General features: G+C 51.6%; 19 protein-coding genes. 13 read left to right on the top strand and 6 right to left on the bottom strand.

Annotated elements, in window-relative coordinates:
• Window positions 1-32 precede the first annotated feature (32 nt).
• The 8 genes from mraY to ftsZ are packed head-to-tail and all read left to right on the top strand — an operon-like array spanning window position 33 to window position 10,028.
• A complete protein-coding gene (gene mraY, locus BD749_RS06300) occupies window positions 33-1,253 on the top strand; it encodes a phospho-N-acetylmuramoyl-pentapeptide-transferase (protein WP_007652469.1) in 1,221 nt (406 codons plus the stop codon).
• A 19-nt stretch (window positions 1,254-1,272) separates the two neighbouring features.
• Window positions 1,273-2,616, top strand: a complete 1,344-nt coding sequence (gene murD / locus BD749_RS06295) for a UDP-N-acetylmuramoyl-L-alanine--D-glutamate ligase (protein ID WP_101443471.1) — start codon at window positions 1,273-1,275, stop codon at window positions 2,614-2,616.
• 27 nt (window positions 2,617-2,643) lie between these two features.
• On the top strand, window positions 2,644-3,792 hold the full coding sequence (locus tag BD749_RS06290; protein WP_101443470.1) for an FtsW/RodA/SpoVE family cell cycle protein: 1,149 nt from the start codon (window positions 2,644-2,646) through the stop codon (window positions 3,790-3,792).
• Window positions 3,785-4,897, top strand: coding sequence for an undecaprenyldiphospho-muramoylpentapeptide beta-N-acetylglucosaminyltransferase (murG, locus tag BD749_RS06285; protein WP_101443469.1), 1,113 nt, complete (start codon window positions 3,785-3,787; stop codon window positions 4,895-4,897). The genes BD749_RS06290 and murG overlap by 8 nt, the downstream gene beginning before the upstream one ends.
• Window positions 4,894-6,288 carry a UDP-N-acetylmuramate--L-alanine ligase gene (murC, locus tag BD749_RS06280; RefSeq protein ID WP_101443468.1) on the top strand — a complete coding sequence of 465 codons (1,395 nt, stop codon included), beginning with the start codon at window positions 4,894-4,896 and terminating at the stop codon, window positions 6,286-6,288. The genes murG and murC overlap by 4 nt, the downstream gene beginning before the upstream one ends.
• A gap of 1 nt (window position 6,289) precedes the next feature.
• Window positions 6,290-7,051, top strand: coding sequence for a cell division protein FtsQ/DivIB (locus BD749_RS06275; protein ID WP_101443467.1), 762 nt, complete (start codon window positions 6,290-6,292; stop codon window positions 7,049-7,051).
• Window positions 7,052-7,063: 12 nt separating this feature from the next.
• Complete coding sequence (ftsA, locus tag BD749_RS06270) at window positions 7,064-8,359, top strand: cell division protein FtsA (RefSeq protein WP_101443466.1); 1,296 nt, start codon at window positions 7,064-7,066, stop codon at window positions 8,357-8,359.
• Between the two features lie 46 nt (window positions 8,360-8,405).
• The gene (gene ftsZ / locus BD749_RS06265; protein WP_101443465.1) at window positions 8,406-10,028 is read left to right on the top strand and encodes a cell division protein FtsZ; all 1,623 of its coding nucleotides are present in this window, start codon (window positions 8,406-8,408) and stop codon (window positions 10,026-10,028) included.
• Between the two features lie 382 nt (window positions 10,029-10,410).
• Here ftsZ and BD749_RS06260 read toward each other — a convergent pair whose 3' ends face one another.
• The 4 genes from BD749_RS06260 to BD749_RS06245 form a co-directional block, all read right to left on the bottom strand.
• The gene (locus BD749_RS06260) at window positions 10,411-10,935 is read right to left on the bottom strand and encodes an NADPH-dependent FMN reductase (protein ID WP_101443464.1); all 525 of its coding nucleotides are present in this window, start codon (window positions 10,933-10,935) and stop codon (window positions 10,411-10,413) included.
• 147 nt (window positions 10,936-11,082) lie between these two features.
• Window positions 11,083-11,835: a succinate dehydrogenase/fumarate reductase iron-sulfur subunit gene (locus BD749_RS06255; protein ID WP_101443463.1), complete on the bottom strand. Its 753-nt coding sequence runs from the start codon at window positions 11,833-11,835 to the stop codon at window positions 11,083-11,085.
• A 121-nt stretch (window positions 11,836-11,956) separates the two neighbouring features.
• Window positions 11,957-13,891, bottom strand: coding sequence for a fumarate reductase/succinate dehydrogenase flavoprotein subunit (locus BD749_RS06250; protein WP_101443462.1), 1,935 nt, complete (start codon window positions 13,889-13,891; stop codon window positions 11,957-11,959).
• 19 nt (window positions 13,892-13,910) lie between these two features.
• Window positions 13,911-14,591, bottom strand: a complete 681-nt coding sequence (locus BD749_RS06245; protein WP_101443461.1) for a succinate dehydrogenase cytochrome b subunit — start codon at window positions 14,589-14,591, stop codon at window positions 13,911-13,913.
• Between the two features lie 258 nt (window positions 14,592-14,849).
• Here BD749_RS06245 and BD749_RS06240 point away from each other — a divergent pair, with 258 nt between their 5' ends.
• The 3 genes from BD749_RS06240 to fabD all read left to right on the top strand — a co-directional run bounded on the left by BD749_RS06240 (window position 14,850) and on the right by fabD (window position 19,233).
• Window positions 14,850-17,600 carry a T9SS type B sorting domain-containing protein gene (locus tag BD749_RS06240; protein WP_101443460.1) on the top strand — a complete coding sequence of 917 codons (2,751 nt, stop codon included), beginning with the start codon at window positions 14,850-14,852 and terminating at the stop codon, window positions 17,598-17,600.
• Window positions 17,600-18,028, top strand: coding sequence for a thiol-disulfide oxidoreductase DCC family protein (locus BD749_RS06235; RefSeq protein WP_101443459.1), 429 nt, complete (start codon window positions 17,600-17,602; stop codon window positions 18,026-18,028). The genes BD749_RS06240 and BD749_RS06235 overlap by 1 nt, the downstream gene beginning before the upstream one ends.
• A 323-nt stretch (window positions 18,029-18,351) precedes the next feature.
• Complete coding sequence (gene fabD, locus BD749_RS06230) at window positions 18,352-19,233, top strand: ACP S-malonyltransferase (RefSeq protein WP_101443458.1); 882 nt, start codon at window positions 18,352-18,354, stop codon at window positions 19,231-19,233.
• Window positions 19,234-19,363: 130 nt separating this feature from the next.
• Here the strand turns inward: fabD and folK are convergent, their stop codons facing one another.
• Both folK and BD749_RS06220 read right to left on the bottom strand, forming a co-directional pair.
• The gene (gene folK, locus BD749_RS06225; RefSeq protein ID WP_101443457.1) at window positions 19,364-19,858 is read right to left on the bottom strand and encodes a 2-amino-4-hydroxy-6-hydroxymethyldihydropteridine diphosphokinase; all 495 of its coding nucleotides are present in this window, start codon (window positions 19,856-19,858) and stop codon (window positions 19,364-19,366) included.
• Window positions 19,851-20,708, bottom strand: coding sequence for an alpha/beta hydrolase family protein (locus tag BD749_RS06220; RefSeq protein ID WP_101443456.1), 858 nt, complete (start codon window positions 20,706-20,708; stop codon window positions 19,851-19,853). Before BD749_RS06220 ends, folK begins: the two co-directional genes overlap by 8 nt.
• A 179-nt stretch (window positions 20,709-20,887) precedes the next feature.
• Here BD749_RS06220 and BD749_RS06215 point away from each other — a divergent pair, with 179 nt between their 5' ends.
• Entirely contained in the window at window positions 20,888-21,868 is a 981-nt protein-coding gene (locus BD749_RS06215; protein WP_101443455.1) for a polyprenyl synthetase family protein, read from the top strand.
• Between the two features lie 397 nt (window positions 21,869-22,265).
• A complete protein-coding gene (locus tag BD749_RS06210) occupies window positions 22,266-22,889 on the top strand; it encodes a class I SAM-dependent methyltransferase (RefSeq protein WP_101443454.1) in 624 nt (207 codons plus the stop codon).
• Window positions 22,890-22,953 lie beyond the last annotated feature (64 nt).

The raw sequence follows: 22,953 nt of genomic DNA, 5'->3' as shown, positions 1-22,953 counted from the left end.
AAGAAAGACCAAAGGAAACGATTACTGATTAAATGCTTTACCACCTCTTTACATACCTTGACCGTGAGTACGACCTATTAGGGGCGGGTGTATTCCAGTACATCTCGTTCAGGGCGGGTATGGCAACGCTAACATCCTTGCTGATTGCGATGATGTTTGGCGGACGACTGATTAAGATTTTGCAGCGCAAGCAAGTAGGCGAAAGTATCCGCGACCTCGGGCTAGAGGGCCAGATGGAGAAGAAAGGCACCCCAACTATGGGTGGTCTGATCATCCTGTTGGCCATCCTCGTACCGACGCTTCTGTTCGCCCGTCTGGACAATATTTACGTGCTGTTGATGATCGTTTCAACTATCTGGTTGGGGCTAATCGGCTTTCTGGATGACTACATCAAAGTGTTCAAAAAGAACAAAGAGGGACTAGCCGGAAAATTTAAGGTGCTGGGTCAGATTGGCTTAGGAATTATTGTGGGTTTGACCCTATACTTTAGTGACGATGTTGTCGTAAGACAGTACATTTTCACTGATGGCTCTACCTCCGCTGTGAACGCCACGAGCAAGTGGGTAGACATCAAATCCATGATTACGACCATTCCTTTCCGCAAAAATAACGAGCTCGATTACTGCAATCTGTTCTCTTTCGCGGGTCCGCTTTTCGCAGACTGGTCGTGCTACCTGTACATCCCGTTCGTGATTCTGGTGATCACGGCCGTGTCCAACGGTGCTAACATCACCGATGGTATCGACGGTCTGGCGGCTGGCACTTCAGCCATCATTGGCCTCACGCTGGCGATCTTTGCATGGGTATCCGGTAACACCATTTTCGCGGACTACCTCGACATCATGTTCATCCCGAACTCGGGTGAGCTGACCATTTTTGCGCTGGCCTTTGTGGGAGCCTGTGTGGGTTTCCTATGGTATAACTCTTATCCGGCGCAGGTGTTCATGGGTGACACGGGCAGTCTGGCCATTGGCGGTATCATCGCGGTGATGGCCCTGATCGTGCGCAAAGAATTGCTGATTCCGATCCTGTGCGGCATTTTCCTGATCGAGAACCTGTCGGTAATGCTGCAGGTGAGCTACTTTAAGTATACCAAAAAGAAATACGGGGAGGGCCGACGCATCTTTAAGATGTCGCCACTGCACCACCACTACCAAAAAAACGGCTACCACGAGTCCAAGATCGTTTCGCGCTTCTGGATTGTGGGCATCATGCTGGCGATTTTGACATTGGCAACCCTGAAACTGCGCTAAAACCTAACGAAAACAAACGATGAAACTAGCGATACTCGGAGCGGGAGAAAGTGGCGTAGGAGCGGCATTGCTGGCAAAGGCAAAGGGGCTTGACGTGTTTGTTTCGGACATGGGGCAGATCAAGGAGGCATACAAGGCCAAGTTGGCAACAGCGGCTATACCTTACGAAGAGGGCACGCATACCTTTGAGCGCATACTGGCCGCCAACGAGATCGTGAAAAGCCCGGGTATACCAGATAAGGCAGCCATCATTCAGGAAGCGACTCAAAAGGGAATTCCGGTGATCTCCGAAATAGAGTTTGCCGGCCGCTATACCGACGCGAAGTTTATTTGCATTACGGGTACTAACGGTAAGACCACGACCACTTTGCTGACTTACCACTTGCTGAAGAGCGCTGGTATCAACGTAGGACTGGCCGGTAACATCGGCGAGAGTCTGGCTGAGAAAGTTATTGACAATAAACACGAGTACTACGTGGTGGAGCTGAGCAGTTTTCAGCTCGACAACATGTACCAGTTTAAAGCACATATTGGAGTACTGTTAAATATTACGCCAGACCACTTAGACAGGTATGGCTATGACTTAAACAAGTACGCCGCCTCGAAGTTGCGCATTGCGCAGAACATGAGCGGCGCGGACTACTTTATCTACAACAACGATGATGATATTATCCGTAATGCGTTCGATTCTGCGTCTTTTGGCGGAACCACAATCCCATTCTCGCTCCAAGGAGCGGCAGGTACGAAAGTACTATGTGAAGGGACGCATGTAAAGGTCAACGTCAAATTCTTTGAAGGCGACATTGACGCTTCGCGCTCTGCCCTGATCGGCAAGCACAACCAGTACAACACCATGGCCGCTGTGGCGGTCGCCAAGCTGATGGGTGTAGAGGACAGCCAGATTGAAAAAGGGCTGGAAACTTTTGAAAATGCCGAGCACCGCTTGCAGGTGATCACGGTCTCAAGAGAAGTCACTTACATCAACGACTCGAAAGCGACCAACGTGGAAGCCGTGTACTATGCTCTGGAGGGTATAAGGCAGCCGATCATCTGGATCGCGGGTGGTGTAGACAAAGGTAACGACTACAGTGTACTGACCGAGCTGGCCAAAGAGAAAGTGAAAGTGCTGGTTTGTCTGGGAAAGGACAATGACAAGCTGAAGGAAGCATTCGGCCGCATTGTGCCGGTTGTGGTGGAGACCACTTCCATCGAGTACGCCGTGCGCATGGGCAAATTACTTTCCACACCGGGTGATGTGGTACTGTTGTCGCCGGCCTGCGCGAGTTTTGATTTGTTCAACAATTACGAGCACCGGGGGCAGCGCTTCAGGGAGGCCGTGGAGAAGATAGTTTTGAAAAAGTAAGATTTTTAATTTTTAGCCAAAGGTAATATGATCAAGCAGTGGTTACAGCGGAACCTGAAAGGGGACGCGGTGCTTTGGGGCATCGTGCTGATGTTCTCGCTTATCAGCATGGCAGTCGTGTATTCGGCTACCGGTACCTTGGCGTACAAGCAAAAAGACGGTAACACGGAGTACTTCCTCTTCAAGCACTCTTCGCTGATTTTCATCGGTCTGGCCTTCATGTGGCTGGCCCACAAGATCGATTACCGCTACTATTCCCGATTGTCGTTGGTGGCGCTTATCCTGTCGGTGCCGCTATTGCTCTATACCTTCTTTTTCGGTTCGAACATCAACGAAGCGTCCCGCTGGATTACCATTCCGGTGATCAACCAGACCTTCCAGCCTTCGGATTTGGCGAAACTGGCCCTGATTTCCTATCTGGCCAGTATGCTTTCGAAGAAGCAGAACAACCTAGACGACTGGAAGCGCAACTTACTGCCGATTTTCGCCTGGACGGGCTTCATTTGTGCCCTGATCGCTTTGACGAACACTTCAACAGCTGTTTTGCTGTTCATGACCAGCCTCTTGTTGATGTTCATCGGTCGCGTGCCAATGAAATCGCTGGCTGCTTTTGTAGTGGCTGGTGCCATGTTAGGAGGCGTGGGTTTGGCAGCCGGTCAGCGTCTGGGCACGGCCATCAGCAGGGTAGAGGCATTCTTTGATGAGTCCGAAACAGCTTTCCAGTTGGAGCAGTCCTACATCGCCATTGCAACAGGCGGCGTGGTGGGCAAAGGCCCCGGCAACAGCGACCAGCGCGATATCCTGCCGCACCCTTACTCTGACTTTATCTATGCGATCATACTGGAAGAATATGGATTGATGGGAGGTGTGTTAGTGCTCTTCCTATACCTTGCCCTGCTCTACCGTGGACTGGTCACGGTCACGAAAAGTAACGGGGCCTTTGGCGGTTTGCTGGCAGCCGGCCTGAGTTTCAGTTTAGTGCTGCAAGGGATGATCAACATGGGCGTGGCCGTTGGGCTTGGTCCGATCACGGGTCTGCCATTGCCGCTCCTGAGTATGGGTGGTACCTCGCTGATCTTCACAGGTATATCGATCGGGATCATCCTGAGCGTGAGCCGCACCGTGAAAGCGGAGGAAACACTGGGTACAACCGCTAAAGTGACGGCCAATGCCTAACTCGCAGCGTCCATATCGCTTCATCATCAGCGGTGGTGGCACCGGCGGGCACATTTACCCGGCCATTGCCATTGCCAACCAGATCAAGGTGTTGCACCCTGATGCGGAGATCCTGTTTGTGGGAGCGATTGGGCGTATGGAAATGACACGCGTGCCGGAAGCGGGTTACAAGATCGTGGGCCTCTGGATCAGCGGATTGCAGCGTCGTCTCACACTGGAAAACCTCTCTTTCCCCTGGAAAGTGATCTCCAGTATCCGGATGTCTAACAAAATCATCCGTGATTTTAAGCCGGATGCCGTGGTAGGAGTAGGCGGTTATGCGAGCGGTCCGTTGCTGTATGCGGCAACCGCTAAAAAGATACCGGCACTTGTACAGGAACAGAATTCTTATGCCGGCATCACCAACAAGCTGTTGGCTAAGCGGGTGCAAAAGATTTGCGTTGCCTACAACAACATGGACGCCTTCTTCCCGGCTGAAAAGCTGGCGCTGACAGGCAACCCCGTTCGAAAAGACATCATGGAGCTCGAAGGCAAGCGCCGCGAGGCCTTGCTGCACTTCGGACTGACTTCTGAGAAGAAAACCATATTGGTAATAGGCGGAAGCCTTGGTGCCAGAACCATAAATCAAAGTATAGCTGCAGGGCTGCAACAAATCGCAGATGCAGGTTATCAACTGATCTGGCAGACGGGCAGAGCGTTTTATCCGCAGGCGCAGGAACTGGAGAAGCCTTTTGCTGATGCAGGTATACGGGCCTTCGATTTCATCCGGCAGATGGATCTGGCTTATGCAGCCGCCGATGTGGTGGTCTCCAGAGCCGGTGCACTTTCGATTTCGGAGCTGTGTCTGGCCGGAAAGCCAAGCATTTTGGTGCCTTCTCCGAATGTGGCCGAAGACCACCAGACCAAAAACGCCATGTCGCTGGTGCAGGAGCAGGCCGCCCTGCTGGTACGTGACGCCGAAGCACAGCAGAAACTTATACCTGCCGCTTTGGAGCTGGCCGGAAATGAAGCAGAGCGGCATCGTCTGTCGCAGAACATACTGAAATTGGCGCGGCCAAATGCCGCTGTCGATATTGTAAACGAACTGTTAAAGTTGATCAAGTGAGACTGGAAGATTATAGCTATATCTATTTCCTGGGTATCGGCGGCATCGGCATGAGCGCCATCGCCCGCTGGTTCAATGCCCGGAAGCTTCCGGTATGGGGCTACGATAAAACGCGCACCCCACTCACCGAAGCGCTGGAGCAGGAGGGCATTCGGGTACATTATGAAGATAATGTAAACCAGTTGCCGCGAGAAATACTGGAGAATAAGGAGACCACTTTAGTGGTGCTCACGCCGGCTATACCTGCCGAGCACACGGAGTGGGCCTACCTGAAAGCGCAAGGCTATACCATCAAGAAGCGCTCCGAGGTATTAGGCATTATCACGGGTTCGGCTTATACCGTGGCCGTGGCCGGAACGCATGGCAAAACGACGACTTCCTCCATCGTGACGCATTTGCTGCACGAAGGCGGCGTAGATTGTTCGGCTTTCCTTGGAGGGATTGCCACCAACCTGAACTCGAACCTTCTAATAGGCAAAGGTACGGCAGAGAAGGAGACCATTGTGGTAGAGGCCGATGAGTACGACCGTTCTTTCCTGACGCTATACCCAGACATCGCCATCGTGACTTCGGCTGATCCCGATCACCTGGATATTTATGGCGACAAAGAGGAACTGATTCGTACGTTTCAGAAGTTCATCAGTCAGGTAAAGTCAGGCGGTTACCTGATTTTGCATAGCGCCGTTGACCCGCGCTTGCTTGAGAAAGTACAGGCTGGCGTGCAGGTGATTCGATACGGTTTGAATGAAGGCGAAGGTCATGTGCAACAGCTTGACATACAGGGATACAGCTTTTGTTTTGACGCTGAAACACCCTTCGGTAACATAGCCCGTCTGATGCTGGCTTTGCCCGGGTACCACAATGTGGAGAATGCGCTGGCCGCGTTGATCGCAGGCCAGATTATGGGCGTGTCAGAAGACAAATTGCGGGATGCGCTGGCGAGTTACAGAGGCGTGAAGCGCCGCTTCGAAGTGGTGTATGAAGGGCAGGGCAAGGTATACATCGACGACTATGCGCACCACCCGAAAGAGATTGATGCGTTCCTGACATCTTTGCGTGCCATTTACCCAGATAAAAAGCTGACGGTGGTCTTTCAACCGCATTTGTACAGCCGCACCCGCGACTTCGCGGTTGAATTTGCACAAAGTCTGAGCGCAGCTGATGAACTGATTCTGTTGGACATATACCCAGCACGGGAAAAGCCAATTGAAGGCGTAACTTCAGAAATGATTTTGGAGCTTGTAAACGGTCCAAAAAAATGTCTCTTGCATAAAGAAGATGTGGTGACGTATTTTGCAGAAAACGCTGATTTTGAGGTGCTGACAACTGTTGGTGCCGGTGATATTGACACATTAGTGAAGCCTATAAAAAATATTTTAGAAAATAACTGAAATGGGCTTGAATAGTAAAATAAAATCTTTAATTTTTGCATGTTGTAGCGTGCTCACAATTGCTGCGCTTGCAGGTTTTGCTTCCTCTCGCCAAAATGAAAAAAAGTGTGAGAAAGTTTCAATAATTATTGATAATGAGTACAACAATTACTTTATTGGGGAAGAAGAAGTAAGAGATCTTCTCACCCGTGAGGGCGAACGAAAATTAGAGGGTTTACCGAACCAGCAAATAGATCTGAAAAACCTTGAAAAGCGCATCGAAGCGCATAGCTTCGTGAAAGAAGCGGAGGTGTTTAAGGCGTTGGACGGAAACATACAAGTAAGCATAAAACAAAACAGGCCTATAGCTAGAATTATACGACCAGATCAGGATGTCTACATCGACGCAGAGGGCAATATGCTGCCTCTTTCCGACCGATATACCGCTCGTGTAATACCCATTACGAAGACCCAGTCCAGCAGACCGTTTGGGAGGGATTTCTTCCAGGACTCTACTGGCCAAGCCTATCTTTCCTTGCTGCGTTTCATTGAAACCGATCAGTTTTGGAAAGCCCAGTTAGCCCAGATGCATATCGATGAGAAGGGCCGAGTATCTTTCCTGCCACAGGTAGGGGAGCACACCATTGAGTTTGGAAAACCGGACGAAGCGGAGCAGAAATTTAAAAAGTTGATGGTCTTTTATAAAGAAGTACTACCCGTGATGGGCTGGGATAAATATAAGAGAGTCAATGTGGAATACGAAGATCAGATTATTTGTGAATAACATATACAGCATATGCAGAACGACAAAATAGTAGTAGGCTTGGACATCGGCACAACCAAAGTTTGCGCACTTGTTGGTCGGAAGAATGAGTATGGGAAGCTGGAGATCCTGGGGATGGGTAAAGCCATTTCGGAAGGGGTAGTACGCGGTATTGTGAGCAATATCGACAAAACCGTGGAAGCGATCAGAAAAGCCGTTCAGCAGGCCGAAGATCAGGCGAGCATCAACATCAAGGTGGTGAACGTGGGCATTGCCGGCCAGCACATTAAAAGTTTGCAGCACAATGGCAGTATCACGCGTCAGATGACCGACGATGAGATTACGGTAGATGATGTGAATCGTCTGACGAACGATATGTACCGGTTGGTAACTCCTCCGGGCAGTGAGATCATCCACGTGATGCCGCAAGAATACAAAGTAGACTACGAAGAAGGAATTATCGATCCGGTGGGCATGTCGGGTGTGCGCCTGGAGGGTAACTTCCACATCATCACCGCGCAGTCCAACGCGATCAGCAACATTAACAAATGCATCGCCCGTGCCGGTCTGGAGATTGACAACCTGATCCTGGAGCCGCTTGCTTCGAGCATGTCGGTGCTGAGCGATGAGGAGAAGGAAGCAGGCGTGGCACTGGTCGACATTGGCGGTGGCACAACGGACCTTGCCATCTTCAAAGACAATATTATCCGTCATACAGCAGTTCTTCCTTTCGGGGGCAATATCATCACATCCGACATTAAGCAAGGATGCATGGTGATGCAGAACCAGGCCGAGCAGCTGAAAGTGAAGTTCGGAAAGGCGATTGCCGACGAGGCTTCTGAAAACGAGATCGTTTCTATACCTGGCCTGCGCGACCGTACACCGAAAGAAATTTCCCTGAAAAACCTGGCTTATATAATAGAGGCCAGAATGGAGGAGATCGTAGAGTTGATCTATTCCGAGATCGTAAGATCAGGATATAGCAACAGCCTGGCTGCCGGTATTGTAATTACGGGCGGTGGCGCCCAATTGCAGAACCTGGTGCAGTTGGTAGAATACATCACGGGCATGGATACCCGCATTGGCTACCCGAACGAGCACCTGGGCAAATCCAAGATTGATGCCGTGAAGAGCCCGATGCACGCAACGGGTGTTGGCTTGGTGTTGGCCGGCTACCAGTCGCTTGATCAGCGCGCAGAGAAGCATGTGGAAGTGCAGCAGCAGGAAGTATTCAACAAAGTAGTAACCAAAACAGCCAGCAAAGAAAACAGCGGCAGTAAAGGATTCCTCGACAGAATCAAAGGTCTTCTGTCGGATGATATCGATTAGTTAGAAGCAAAATTATTAGAAACCCATAATAGCAGGAGATTTTAGCATGACATCAATGTACAGTTTTGACCTGCCGGCAAGCGGCAAGTCCATCATTAAGGTGATTGGCGTCGGAGGTGGAGGCAGCAACGCGGTAAACTTCATGTATGGCCAGGGCATCAAGGATGTAGAGTTCGTGATCTGCAACACGGATATGCAAGCCTTGAAAAGCAGCAGCGTACCCAACAAACTTCAGATCGGTTTAAACCTGACCGAAGGTCTGGGTGCCGGCGCTAACCCCGAAAAAGGAAAGCACGCTGCCCTTGAAAGCAAAGAGGAGATTCGCGAGTTGCTCAGCAACGATACCAAAATGGTGTTTATCACTGCCGGTATGGGCGGTGGTACAGGTACAGGTGCTGCACCTGTCATTGCTAAAGTCGCCAAAGAACTGGGTATCCTGACCGTAGGTATCGTAACGGCTCCTTTCGCCTTCGAAGGCAGAAAGAAGAAGTTGGCTGCTGAGAATGGTATCAAGGAACTGAGCGAGAACTGCGACACGATCCTGGTGATCCTCAACGACAAGCTGCGCGAGATGTTCGGTAACCTGGCCATCCGTGAGGCTTTTGCGAAGGCTGACAACGTGCTCACCACAGCTGCTAAATCTATTGCTGAAATCATTACCGTAACAGCCGAAATCAACGTTGACTTCGAAGACGTGAAGACGGTTATGAAAGACTCTGGCGCTGCAGTGATGGGTTCTGCAACGACAGAAGGTGAAGGCCGTGCCCTCCGTGCCGCTGAAGAGGCGCTTTCTTCTCCATTGCTGAACAACACCGACATCCACGGTGCTCAGAAAATCCTTCTTTCCATTATGTCTGGTGATCAGGCGGAACTGGAGATGGATGAACTGACCGAGATTACGGAATACATCCAGGACAAAGCTGGTCAGGAGGCAGAGGTGATCTTCGGCCACGGCATCGACTCATCTTTGGGTCAGAGCATCCGTGTAACGGTAATTGCTACTGGTTTCGCGAGCACAGCTGAGGCGATCATCGAGCCAAAAAAAACGGTTTTTGATCTGGAGAGCCAAAAAAAAATTGAAGTAGCAGAGCCAGCCAAGCCAGAGCAGCCTAAAATGGTAAACTTTGTGCCGGAGCCAGTAGTGGCACCTGTGGCTACACCGCAGCCGCCACAGCCTGTGCAGCAGCAGTTCGAGATTCGCCGCCCGGTGGTAGAACAGCCGCAACAGCAACCTGTTCAGCCGCAAGCGCCGCAGCCACAGCAGTATCAGCAGCCGCAGGCTCCACAGCCACAGCAACCGGTACAGCAGCAGCCGCAACGCCGTGTGTTTAACCTGGAAGGCTCTACCACACAAGAGTACAGCAACGGGTTCGGAGCACCGCAGCAGCAAGAAGACTATGCCACACGTGAGGCGAAACGCCTAGAGGCAGAGCGTGAGCTAATGCGTCAGAAGGCTATTGAGCGCCGCGAGCGCCTGAAAATGCTTAGCGCCGACATGACGACAAGCGAAGCGATGAAGGAGAAGATGGACGTGCCAGCTTACCTGCGTCGCAATGTGGCACTCGACTCGGTAGCACACTCTTCTGAGCGCAACATATCCCGTTTCAACCTGAACGACGATAACGAGATATTAGGCGATAACCGCTTCCTGCATGACAATGTAGACTAATCATTTATCCTGTTTTCTAATAATGTAAAGAGCCCGCATTTACTGCGGGCTCTTTTATTTTATACCTATACCTATACCTGCGTGAGCTATTTGCTTAAAAGAAGGTAGCGGTAAGAAGAACAGGTATAAGCAGTAGCATTAGCGAAGTAGCTTTGTATACCTTCGCCTGCTGGCACCGCATTGCTATTAGTGAAAGCCAAACTACCAGGTTGAGTAGTAAGAGCAGTGGGTAGAGTAATAGCAGCAGGAGGGGTACTTTCTCTTTTCCTGACCAAACTTTATTGACAAGCAGCGCTATTGCAAACCAATTAAATACAACGGCCAGCGAAGTATGGATACGCCTATACTTGGAGTTGAGAAAGTTTATTAGAACCTGTTTGGATTAGAAATGGATGAATTGGTCGATCTGCTGTTTTAGTAACTCCAGGTATAGCTCATTGGTGATAGCTGTCCCATCAAAGTTCTTTTCTATCTGGGCCAGTCGGGGCTTCAGGGCGAGCACATGCATGCCCAGGTAGTTGAAGATATCCGTCAGGTGACTCATGGCCAGGCCGCTGCCCTGCACACCAGAAGAGAGCCCCACCAATGCTGCTTTCTTGTTACGGAAAGTATTGGGGTAGGACAGGCCATCTATGAAAGCTTTGAGAACCCCCGGGAACGAACCATTGTACTCCGGCACGATGAATACGAACTTCTCTGACGCACCGATGAGTGCGCTTAACTCGTTAAAAGCCTGGTTTTTGCCAAGGTTGTCGTAAAGTGCGGAGGATGTAAAATCGGCGGGAAGATCGGCCAGGTCCAGTATCTGGCTAGCCACCTGCCGCTCGTTCAGCAGTTTGGCGTATAAATTGGCTACTGCCCTGGAGTTAGAGGAGCTTCTGTTGGTGCCGGTTATAATCGTGATCATAGTAGCTTGTTATGTCCTTTTGTAAACAGTTGCTGTGCGATCCAGTTCACAGGATGGTATAGTTTTCAGAATATTAGTGCGAATATAAAAGCAAAAGGCGAGAACAGTTGCCTGTCTCGCCTTTTAAGCTTATTAGGATCAGGAAAACTATACGTTCTCTGAGCTGGCTTTTGCTCCCAGATACTCACGGTTCATCATCGCGATGTTATCCAGTGATATACCTACCGGGCACTCAGCAGCGCAGGCGCCAGTGTTAGAGCACGCACCAAAGCCTTCCACGTCCATCTGAGCCACCATGTTCTCCACACGGGTTTTGGCTTCCACCTTGCCCTGTGGCAACATAGCCAACTGCGATACCTTAGCACTCACAAACAGCATGGCAGAGGCGTTCTTACAGGCCGCCACGCAGGCACCGCAACCAATACAGGTAGCGGCGTCAAACGCTTTGTCAGCGATAGTTTTTGGAATCGGAATTTCGTTTGCGTCAGGGACGCCACCTGTATTCACCGACACATAACCACCCGCCTGCTGGATGCGGTCGAAGGCGGAACGGTCTACGATCAGGTCTTTGTGCACTGGGAAGGCAGCAGCTCTCCAAGGCTCGATCGTGATCGTATCGCCGTGTTTGAAGTGGCGCATGTGCAGCTGGCAAGTAGTAGTGCCGCGCTCCGGTCCGTGTGCACGGCCGTTGATGAACAAGCTGCACATACCGCAAATACCTTCGCGGCAGTCATGGTCAAAAGCTACAGGCTCTTCGCCCTTTACCAGGAGTTCTTCGTTGAGCACGTCCAGCATCTCCAGGAAAGACATATCCGGGGAAATGCCGTTCAAAGGGTAGGTTACCAGCTGACCTGCAGAGTTTTTATCTTTTTGGCGCCAAATCTTCAATGTGAGATCCATTGGTTTAGCATTTGGATTACTTCCAGCCATTTCTTTTTTAATTTCGAATTAAAAATTACGAATTAAGAATTTCAACTGCCCGTTTGCGGACTAATTATTATTCCTAATTATTAATTATTCATTATTTATAGCTACGCTGCGTTAGCTTCACGTTCTCGAACTTCAGATCTTCCTTGTGCAGGATGGCCTGGTTGCCAGGGCCAGTATACTCCCAGGCGGCTACATAGGCATAGTTCTCGTCGTCACGCAGGGCCTCGTTCTCTGGTGTCTGGTACTCTTCACGGAAGTGACCACCGCACGATTCATTTCTGTTCAGGGCGTCGTCTACCATCAGTTCGCCCAGTTCCAGGAAGTCGGCTACGCGGTGTGCTTTCTCCAGTGTCTGATTCAGCTCTTCGTTCACACCAGTAACTTTCACGTTCTGCCAGAACTCGTCGCGCAGCTTACGGATCTCCTGTTTTGCGAACTGAAGACCTTCGGCGTTTCGGGCCATACCGCAGTAATCCCACATGATCTGGCCAAGGGCCTTGTGGAAGTCATCTACCGTGCGGTTACCTTTAATAGACAACAGACGGTCTGTAATCGCTTTCACGTTTTGCTCGGCTTCCTTAAAGGCAGGGTGCTCTGTGCTTACTTTCGCGTAAGGCGTCTGTGCCAGGTAATCACCGATTGTGTAAGGAATCACGAAGTAACCGTCGGCCAGACCCTGCATCAGGGCCGAAGCACCAAGGCGGTTTGCACCGTGGTCAGAGAAGTTACACTCGCCGGTTGCGTACAGACCCGGGATGTTGGTCATCAGGTTGTAGTCTACCCAAAGGCCACCCATGGTGTAGTGCACCGCAGGGTAAATGCGCATCGGACTTTCGTATGGGTTCTCGTCCGTGATCTTGGCATACATCTCGAAGAGGTTACCATACTTGGCAGCAATCGCCGGCTGGCCTTCGCGCTTGATGGCGTCAGCAAAGTCGAGGAACACGGCCAGACCAGAGGCACCTACGCCACGGCCTTCGTCGCATACCAGTTTGGCGTTGCGTGAAGCCACGTCGCGCGGCACGAGGTTACCGAAAGCAGGGTATTTGCGTTCCAGGTAGTAATCGCGATCTTCTTCTTTGATATCGTTTATTTTGATCTCACCCTTGCGCAGGCGCTGGGCAAGCTCTACTGTCTTAGGAACCCATACACGACCGTCGTTACGCAGTGACTCCGACATCAGCGTCAGTTTGGACTGGTAGTCGCCGGATACAGGTATACAGGTTGGGTGAATCTGGGTGAAGCAAGGGTTGGCGAACAAAGCCCCTTTTTTGTGCGCTCTCCAGGCTGCAGTGGCGTTCGAGCCCATTGCGTTGGTAGAGAGGAAGAACACGTTGCCGTAACCACCTGTTGCCAACACCACCGCATGCGCGCTGTGCGACTCTATTTTACCCGTGATCAGGTTACGCACCACTATACCGCGAGCTTTGCCATCCACCATCACCAGGTCCAGCATTTCGGTGCGTGGGTACATCTTCACTTTACCATAAGCGATCTGACGGTTCAGGGCAGAGTAGGCACCTAATAACAGCTGCTGTCCGGTTTGGCCACGAGCGTAGAACGTACGCGATACCTGTGCACCACCGAATGAACGGTTGGCCAGCAGACCGCCGTACTCACGGGCAAAAGGAACACCCTGCGCCACGCACTGGTCAATGATGTTAACCGATACCTGGGCCAGGCGATAAACGTTGGCCTCGCGGGCACGGTAGTCGCCCCCTTTGATAGTATCGTAGAACAGGCGGAAGATGGAGTCACCGTCGTTCTGGTAGTTTTTGGCAGCGTTGATACCACCCTGCGCCGCAATCGAGTGCGCACGGCGTGGAGAGTCCTGGAAGCAGAACGCTTTTACGTTATAGCCCAGTTCGCCAAGTGTGGCGGCGGCAGATGCACCGGCAAGACCGGTACCTACTACAATAATATCGTATTTACGCTTGTTGGCTGGGTTTACCAGCTTCACATTGAATTTATGCTTATCCCACTTTTCAGCTAAGGCGCCTTCCGGGATTTTAGAATCTAATATCATAGCAAGTATATTAGCTTAATTACAAATTAACGAAGAAAAAGAAGTAGAGCGGGATAAGCGCAAAGCCCAGGCTGATCAGCACAGAGAACGCCACGCCAAATGTTTTGATAAACGGCGTGTACTTTTTGTGCGTCAGGCCCAGCGACTGGAACGCGCTCTGGAAACCGTGGATCAGGTGATAGGCCAGGGCGATCATCGAGATCACATAAAGGCCTACGTAGATCGGGTTTTTGAATGCTTTTACTACTTCAGCGTACAGGTTCGTGTACTCGGCGTTTGGAACACCCTCCAGCTCTCCGAAGCGAGCCGGTACAAAGAAGTTCCATAAGTGCACCAGCAGGAACACCAGGATGATCGTACCCAGCAGACCCATGTTACGGGAAGACCAGGTGGAGTTTTCCTGTGGGTGATTCTCTGCGTATCCAACAGGGCGGGCAGCCTTGTTGCGGCGCGTCAATACAATGGCATCGTAAATGTGGAACAGGAATCCGAGTACCAGCACTATTTCCATCGTACGGATAACAGGGTTATTAGCCATAAAATGGGAGTAGATGTTAAATGCCTCGCCGCCATCTCTGTAAAACAGTGTAAGGTTACCTACAAGGTGCACCACCAGGAAGGAGCACAGGAAAAGGCCCGTTACCGACATGATGATCTTACGTCCGATTGTACTGGAAAACGTTTTAGTAAACCAATTCATCTGTATTTGTTAGAAGGTTAAGTAATGAATGCTTTTTAATGCCCAAAGGTACAAGTGGAGCCCGTATAAAACAATTAAATAGCATATTTTGAATCAATCTAAATTGCAATGCGTAGGACTGAAAACCATATATTATAAACCTACTTTTCTCGCTTTTGTTGATAATAAAAAGGTAAAAATTCAGTTTTCATTTTACCTTTGTTCAGCGCCAAATCTAACTCTACGCTTATGCCAAATAGTTTACGCTTGAGCTGTTGCTTGCCTGGCCGCATAGTGCTGTTGGTATTGATGTTGCTGTTGGGATATGCATATGAGGCGCAGGCGACGCACATCCGTGCCGGGGACATCACCGCCGTCCGGGACACCGGACCCAACCCCAACCCCCGAAAGTTCTTTTTTACGATGGTGATGTACACCAAAACATCCTCCACAGCCGACGACCCGCGCGTGTTCATCTCCATGGGAACAGGGGAGACCGTTACAGTAGAACGCCTGTCTGTTACGAACATTAAACCGGACGTAGACCGCGAAGAATTTAAGTGGGAGTATACCTTTCCGGCTAATGGCACCTATACTGTAACGTGGGTAGGCGAAAACCGGAACGGCGGCATCCTGAACATGGCTGCTCCAACTGATCAGCTCACCTTTTCTATTTCGACCACTGTTTCAATTAACCCACTGCGTGGCCTCAATAGCACGCCTATACTACAAGTAGCTCCAATTGATGAAGCAACTGTCGGCGAGCGCTGGGTGCACAACCCGGGCGCGATCGATGCGGATGGCGACAGCCTGGCCTTCCGCCTGATTCAGCCACAGTACCGTAATCCGCAGACAGGCCTGATCACCAATGTGCCCGGTTACCGCGATCCGCACACCGTTGATAATTGCCGCAACTCTACTAACACCGGACCTTCGACCTTTAACCTCGACCCGATTACCGGCCAGATCACCTGGGATGCCCCCTGCCGCCTGGGCGAATACAACGTGGCCTTTGTAGTAGAGGAGTGGCGGGTAACGGGTGCCGCCCCTGTGCTGATCAGCACTGTGGTGCGCGACATGCAGATCCTAGTAGTGGATGCCCGAAACCGGCCGCCGGTGCTCGTACCGCGCGATACCTGTATTGTGGCCGGCGAGACACTGCGTACCACCATCACCGCCACTGACCCGGACAGAGACGCTAATGGTATTGGCCAACGAATCACCCTTACCGTACCTGGTACCGGCGGCATACTGCCTCCTGCTACTTTTAGATCGACTGTAAACGAGCCGGGCCGGGCCGCCGGACAATTGGTTTGGAATACTTCCTGCAGTGATGTGCGTGCCAATCCTTACCAGCTTATTTTCAGGGCAGAAGATAATCCGCCTCCTCCGGGCAGGCAGCTGGCCGACTTGCAGCCTTACCGCATTACGGTGATTGGGCCGGCGCCTCAGAATCTGCTTGCTACCGGCGAGGATCGGTCTGTGCTCCTGACCTGGGACAAATACATTTGCCAGAACGCTTCTACTATCCGCATTTACAGGCGGGAGGGACCATCGGGCTGGCGACCAGGGCCTTGTGAGACCGGCGTGCCGGCCAGTGCGGGTTATACACTGATAGGCGAAGTGGGCAAGGACAAGACAGAGTTTTTAGACAATAACAACGGACAAGGGCTTGTTGCCGGGGCCGAGTATTGCTATGTGATTTATGCTGAGTTTCCAAGACCTGCCGGTGGGCAGAGTATCGCCTCGCTCGAAGCCTGTGTGGTGCTGGAGCGGGACATACCGTATATTACCAACGTGACAATTGACCGCACGGCCACTACCAACGGACAGATTACGGTGCGCTGGACACAGCCCGGCCCAGGTATAGAGCGCCTGAACCCGCCTTTCGAATATAGGCTGTATCGCAAGACAGGGCAGGAGCCGGGAGGGGTCTACCAACAGGTCTTCTCTTCACGCAGACTGAGCGACACGGTTTTTGTGAACAGCGGACTGAACACTGAGGCGAATGGCTACAGGTATAAGCTGGAGTTTTACAGCACCCGTACTGCGGGCGGCGCCACACCGAACATGCTGCGCGATTCCACTTCCGCTTCCAGTGTGCGATTGGCGGCCGAAGTACAAAGCACAGGCAACGACCTTGCGGTGTCGCTCAACTGGAACTACATTGTGCCTTGGAAAAACGAGGTGCTCGAGCATCAGATTTTCCGGGTTGTAGGAAACGAATTGGTGCAGGTAGGCAGTGTGTCGGCATCGGCCACGGGAGGTACCTTTGTAGACAGAGGCACTACCGCCGCCCCGCTGGAGCGTGGTCAAACTTACTGCTATGTTGTGCGCACGCAGGGTACTTACCAGATCGATGGTTTGCCGGAGCCTCTCCAAAACTTCAGCCAGCAGGTTTGTGTGGAAACCCCGCTCCTGATCTGTCCGCCAAAGCTCACGCTGGATGTATTGGATTGCGAGGCCTTCTTCGCTAACCCGACCAGGCCACCATACCAGAACGTGCTGAACTGGGAACCACAGATCGGCAATGGATGCACGGATGAGATCGATTTCTATACCGTATACTTCAGAGGGCCGGGCGAAACAGAATACCGCGCCATCGCAACGACAAAAGAAACCACCTATACCCATACCGGGCTGGAGTCTTTTGCCGCCTGCTACTATGTAACGGCTACGAGCCTGGCAGGAGAGGAAAGCGAGCCGAGCAACGAAGAATGCAAGGACAACTGCTTCTTCTTCCAGCTCCCGAATATCATCACGCCAAACGATGACGGAAAGAACGATGTGTTCAGGCCGGATCCGAGGGCGGCCTTTATTCGCTCTACTACCTTCAAGGTATTTAACCGTTGGGGCGTGAAGGTATACGAAAGCAACTCAGATCCGTATATCAACTGGCCAGGCACCGATAACGATGGTAAGCGCCTCACAGATGGAGTTTATTACTACGAGGCCGAGGTTGAGTTTATATCCATTGACCCTGAACGCAGCCGCAGTAAATACAAAGGCTGGGTTGAAATAGTACGCTAATGACAAAAGAGGAACTGGACCGGCTGCAGGGTTTGCCCATCGTGTTTTACGATGGCACCTGTGGCTTTTGCCAGGCCAGCATTCAAATTGCCTTAAAGTATAATGAGCGGCAAAACCTGCATTTTGCCGCCTTGCAGTCCGGATTGGTGGAGCAGCTCGTGCCGCAGCAGCTTGTACCTGATCCACTGCCCGATTCCATTCTGTTTTTTGAAAACGGCCAGCTCTACACCGAGTCCGAAGCCGCCCTGCGCATTGCCCGGCATCTCAATTTTCCGTGGTCGGCGCTTTACTATTTCAGGTTTATTCCCTTATCTTTCCGCAATTTTGTGTACCGCTTCATCGCGAAACACCGCTACCGCATAGCAGGACGCAACGAAGCCTGCATGCTGCCCAGCCCCGAAGAACGGGCCCGGTTTGTGGCGTATTAAATTGGATCAATTGTTAAAATGTTGATGGTTAAATGGTTGTTGGGTCTTTCTTTGTCCGAACGGCTACTGGCTTTATTGCCCCCTTTTATACCTTGCTATGCGGAGAGGTAGAGCCGATAGGAAATGTACTTATACCTGTAAGCTCAAACATAAGAGCAGGTATAATAGAGGTATAGCCTAAGCTCAGGTATAGGTTTGGCATATATGTAAGCACACCTAAATTCTTAACCATCTAACAATTCAACCATTTAACAATTTAACCATCAACAATTAGCAATCAACAATCAGCAATCAACAATCAGCAATCAACAATAAGTATCAGCATGAAAAAGGCATACATCTTCCCGGGACAGGGGTCGCAGTTCGTGGGCATGGGCAAGGACTTGTATGAGCAGCACGAAACGGCTCGACAGTTGTTCGACAAAGCAAATGAGATCCTGGGTTTTAACATCACAGAGATCATGTTCAGTGGAACGGAAGAGGAACTGAAGCAGACGAGAGTAACACAGCCAGCTATCTTTCTGCACTCCGTGGCGCAGGCGGCCGTTGCCCAGGATTTCAACCCGGATATGGTAGCCGGTCACTCGCTGGGTGAGTTCTCGGCGCTGGTGGCCAGCAAGGTGCTGAGCTTTGAGGATGGCCTGAGACTCGTGTACAAAAGAGCGATGGCGATGCAGGCAGCCTGCGAGGCCAACCCATCCACGATGGCGGCCATCCTTGGGTTGGACGACGCGAAGGTTGAAGAGGTGTGCGCCTCTGTGGAAGGCGAAGTGGTGGTAGCAGCCAACTACAACTGCCCGGGCCAGTTGGTGATCTCCGGTTCTAACAAAGGGATAGAGATTGCCTGTGAGAAGATGAAGGAAGCCGGCGCCAAGCGTGCGCTGCCATTGCCGGTGGGTGGTGCTTTCCACTCTCCGCTGATGAAGCCAGCCGAAGTGGAACTGGCCAAAGCCATCAACGAAACCACCTTCAGCCAGGGCATCTGCCCGATCTACCAGAACGTAGACGCCATGCCGCACACCGATCCAGAGGAGATCAAGCAAAACCTTATCAGCCAGCTGACAGCTCCCGTACGCTGGACGCAATCGGTACAGCAGATGGTAGCAGACGGTGCAACACATTTTATAGAGTGCGGCCCAGGCAAAGTGCTGCAGGGACTCGTGAAAAAGATAGAGCGCACGGCTGAGGTTAGCTCAGCGGTATAGCGCTAATTTAGAGCTAATCATAAAGACCATTGCAGTGTTTGCTGCAATGGTCTTTTTTTATGGTCCCTGTGTATGACGCAGAGCCAGGTATAGCTGAAGGCGAAAGTTTTTCGGGATTTGAGACCAGTAATTAGTCAGCTGCCGGATCGTATACCTGGACAGGCAGTTCATCCGGACAGTCTTGCAGAAGCTGTGTAACAGTTGTGTTCAGGGCTGGGTGCAGCAAATGCGGGGCGATCTCGCTCAACGGCAACAGGGTGAACCGGCGGAGGTGTAGTTGTGGGTGCGGAATGGTCAGACGCTGCGATTGCAACACCAGTTGGTCGTAGAACAGGATGTCAATATCAATCACGCGTGCCCCCCAGTGCTCGTGCCGGATGCGGCCCAGTTCCTGCTCGATCCCGTGTATACCTTGCAGCACCTGTTCGGGGCTCAAGTCAGTTTGTACCTCCAGCACCTGGTTCAGAAAAGCGGGTTGGTCCGTCTTTCCCCAGGCGGCAGTTTCGTACAGGGCAGAGCTCTGTGCAATGGAGCCGATTTGAGCGGCAATGCGTTCGCGGGCATGGGACAGGTATAGCGGGCGGTCACCGAGGTTGCCGCCCAGCAGCAGGTATAGCTTAGGCATGTTTGTTGAAAAAGGCGATACTCAGGTCGGCTGCGGCTTTGGCTGCCGTGGGCAGTTCGTGTTGCTCGTAAGGGTGTTGTCCGCCAAAAGAGTGGTCGGCACCAGGCAGCAGGTGCAGCTCGGCGTCCGGCTTCCAGGTATGCAGGTCGTGAGCCATTTTCACGGGCAGGGTTTCGTCTTCCTCGCCATGGAGAATGAGCAGGGGTTGCTGCATTTTCTGGATCACTGTCGGAATCTCCAGACGCTCCACATTGGCCAGGTAATCCTCCACGATCTGGTAATAAAGCGGCATGCGTATACCTGTGCGGGCATTGGTCACCCACTGCACACCCTCTTCTTTCCAGGAGTCTTTTTCCAGCTCGTCCCAGCGCTGGTCGAAATTGTTTACAGCCGCCCAGGTGGCCAGCGCCCGCACCCGCTCGTCTTCGGCAGCTTTGAGAATAACAGACCCACCCCCGCGGCTATGACCGATGAGGTAGATGCGGTCCAGGTTCATCTCGTTTTGCGGCAGCGGCCCTTCTTCGTCGTGCACCAGGTCGATGATCGCCTTCAGGTCATCGAGTTCGATGCTGAAGTTGTTGCGTCCGAAAGCCTCCATGTCGTGCAGGTCCGAATCGTTATCGATGCTGGTGCCGTTGTGCGAGAAGTTGAACTTGATGAACACAAAGCCTTGCCGGGCAAAGTAATCTGCCAGCAGGTTGAAGTGCCCCCAGTCCTTAAATCCTTTAAAGCCGTGGGTATAGAGCACGACGGGCTTTTTGTTGCCGTCCTGGGTAAAGGTGGCGTCAGCGGTAAACGGACGCTCGTGCTCCGGGTATACCACGAAGTCTACTTTGAGTGTGTCTGCCATGGCAAGATGCGCTGGGTTATCAGAAGGCAAGTTAGTTATTTTAAGTTAGCGGCGAACCAGCATGGGGCCATGCTGTTGGTAAACGACACCGCTATGCTCAACTTACGATTATTTAAACGCTGATTTGCTATACTTGTTTGGAAACGACCCCCGCACCTAGTAATATTGCGGAATATCGCATGAGCATTAGCCTAAAGGAAATACAAGCGCCCATTGCCCAGGAGATGGAGCTGTTCGAGAAGAAGTTCAGGACTTCGATGAAGTCTAAGGTACTGCTGCTCGATAAGATCATGAGCTACATCGTAAAGCGCAAAGGCAAGCAGATGCGGCCCATGTTTGTGTTCTTCATGGCCAAGCTCTTCCGCGGCGATGCCATTGGCGATGCCACCTACCGCGGGGCTGCCCTTATTGAGCTGCTGCACACGGCCACCCTCGTGCATGACGACGTGGTGGACGAGGCCAATTACCGCCGCGGTTTCTTCTCCGTTAACGCCCTCTGGAAAAATAAGATTGCTGTGCTGGTAGGTGACTACCTGCTCTCCAAAGGCCTCTTGCTATCGCTGCAAAACGACGATTTCGAGCTGCTCAAGATCGTGTCGAATGCCGTGCGGGAGATGAGTGAAGGAGAGTTGCTGCAGATTGAGAAAGCCCGTCGTCTGGATATTGACGAGAGTGTGTATTTCGATATCATCCGCCAGAAAACCGCCTCACTTATTGCTTCCTGCTGTGCCGTAGGCGCTGCTTCGGCCGGCGCTTCGAAAGAAGATATCGAGAAAGCACGTTTGTTCGGTGAGAAAGTGGGCATCGCCTTCCAGATCAAAGACGACCTGTTCGACTACGGTACCGCTGAGATCGGTAAACCAGTGGGCATCGACATCAAGGAAAAGAAGATGACCCTGCCCTTGATCCATGCCCTGCGCGAAGCCGACTGGATGACCCGCCGCCGCGTGATTTACAACGTAAAGAACAACAACGGTGATAATAAACGCGTGCAGCAGGTGATCGATTACGTGAAAGCCTCCGGCGGTATTCAATACACCATCGAGGTGATGAACCGCTACCATGCCGAGGCACTCGCCATTCTCCATACCTTCCCGGCTTCCCCGTCGCGCCACTCGCTGGAGCAACTCATCGCTTATACCATCGAAAGGGAAAAATAAATTGTTAAATTGTTGATGGTTAAATTGTTTTGAACGTTCGGTTATGACCTCGCAGTGTGCGCACCTGCCCCGAAGCATTTCGGGGGTTCCCGCGAGAGTCTAAGATATGAGCCATACCTATACCTGACAAGTAGAGGTGGACCTGCTTCATAACTTATGTGTCGCTCACAATTTCTTTGTCATTTCGAACGCTAGTGAGAAATCTGAAATAGTGCCTACACTCCAAAATAATCCAGATCCCTCCATGCTGTCGAGATGACAGGTAAAAAGTCACTATTTCTACCGGCTAAACCTATACCTAGCTAAAAAGTAATATCTGTAAAAACTACTCTGAAATTTGTAAGCTTGAGAAACAGGGGCGTAGGTAATTTTGCGTGTACAAAATACCCTATGAAAAATGAGTGTCAACACCAACACCTGGAACCGGCTGCGCTATACCTTCTACCTGCCGATTTACGATCTCATCGCTGACCGTATTTTCCGCAAGCACCGTAAGCGCTCTATCGAACTGCTGCAGGTTCATCCTGACGACGCCATCCTAATTGTTGGAGCAGGCACAGGGCTGGATCTCCCATACCTGAAAGGCTATACCCGCATCACCGCCAACGACATCACGCCTGGCATGATCACCAAACTGAAAGCCCGTGCCGAGCAACTGGCTATACCTGTGGAGGCACACGTGATGGACGGCCAAAAGCTCAGCTACCCCGACAACAGTTTTGATGCCGTAGTGCTGCACCTGATCATCGCGGTTATACCTGACCCGGTAGCCTGCATACGTGAAGTGGAGCGGGTACTAAAACCGAGCGGCACGGTCGTGGTCTTCGACAAGTTCCTGCCAGACGGACAGAAGCCCTCGCTGCTGCGCCGCCTTTTCAATCAAGTTGCCAGCACATTGTTCTCTGATGTGAATCGCAGCATTGGCAACATCGTCAGCCATACCTCGCTGCAGATGGAATTAAACGAGCCAGCTGCTTTTGGAGGCACCTTTCGGATCGTGCGGCTTCGTAAGCCATTATAACTACAAAGGCCGCTACTGCACCAGTAGCGGCCTTTGCCATACCTGCCGATCAAACAATCAACAA

This window comes from Pontibacter ramchanderi (assembly GCF_002846395.1).
Classification (GTDB): domain Bacteria; phylum Bacteroidota; class Bacteroidia; order Cytophagales; family Hymenobacteraceae; genus Pontibacter; species Pontibacter ramchanderi.
Note: the sequence above shows the minus strand (reverse complement) of the source record. Positions and strands in the feature narration are given on the sequence as shown.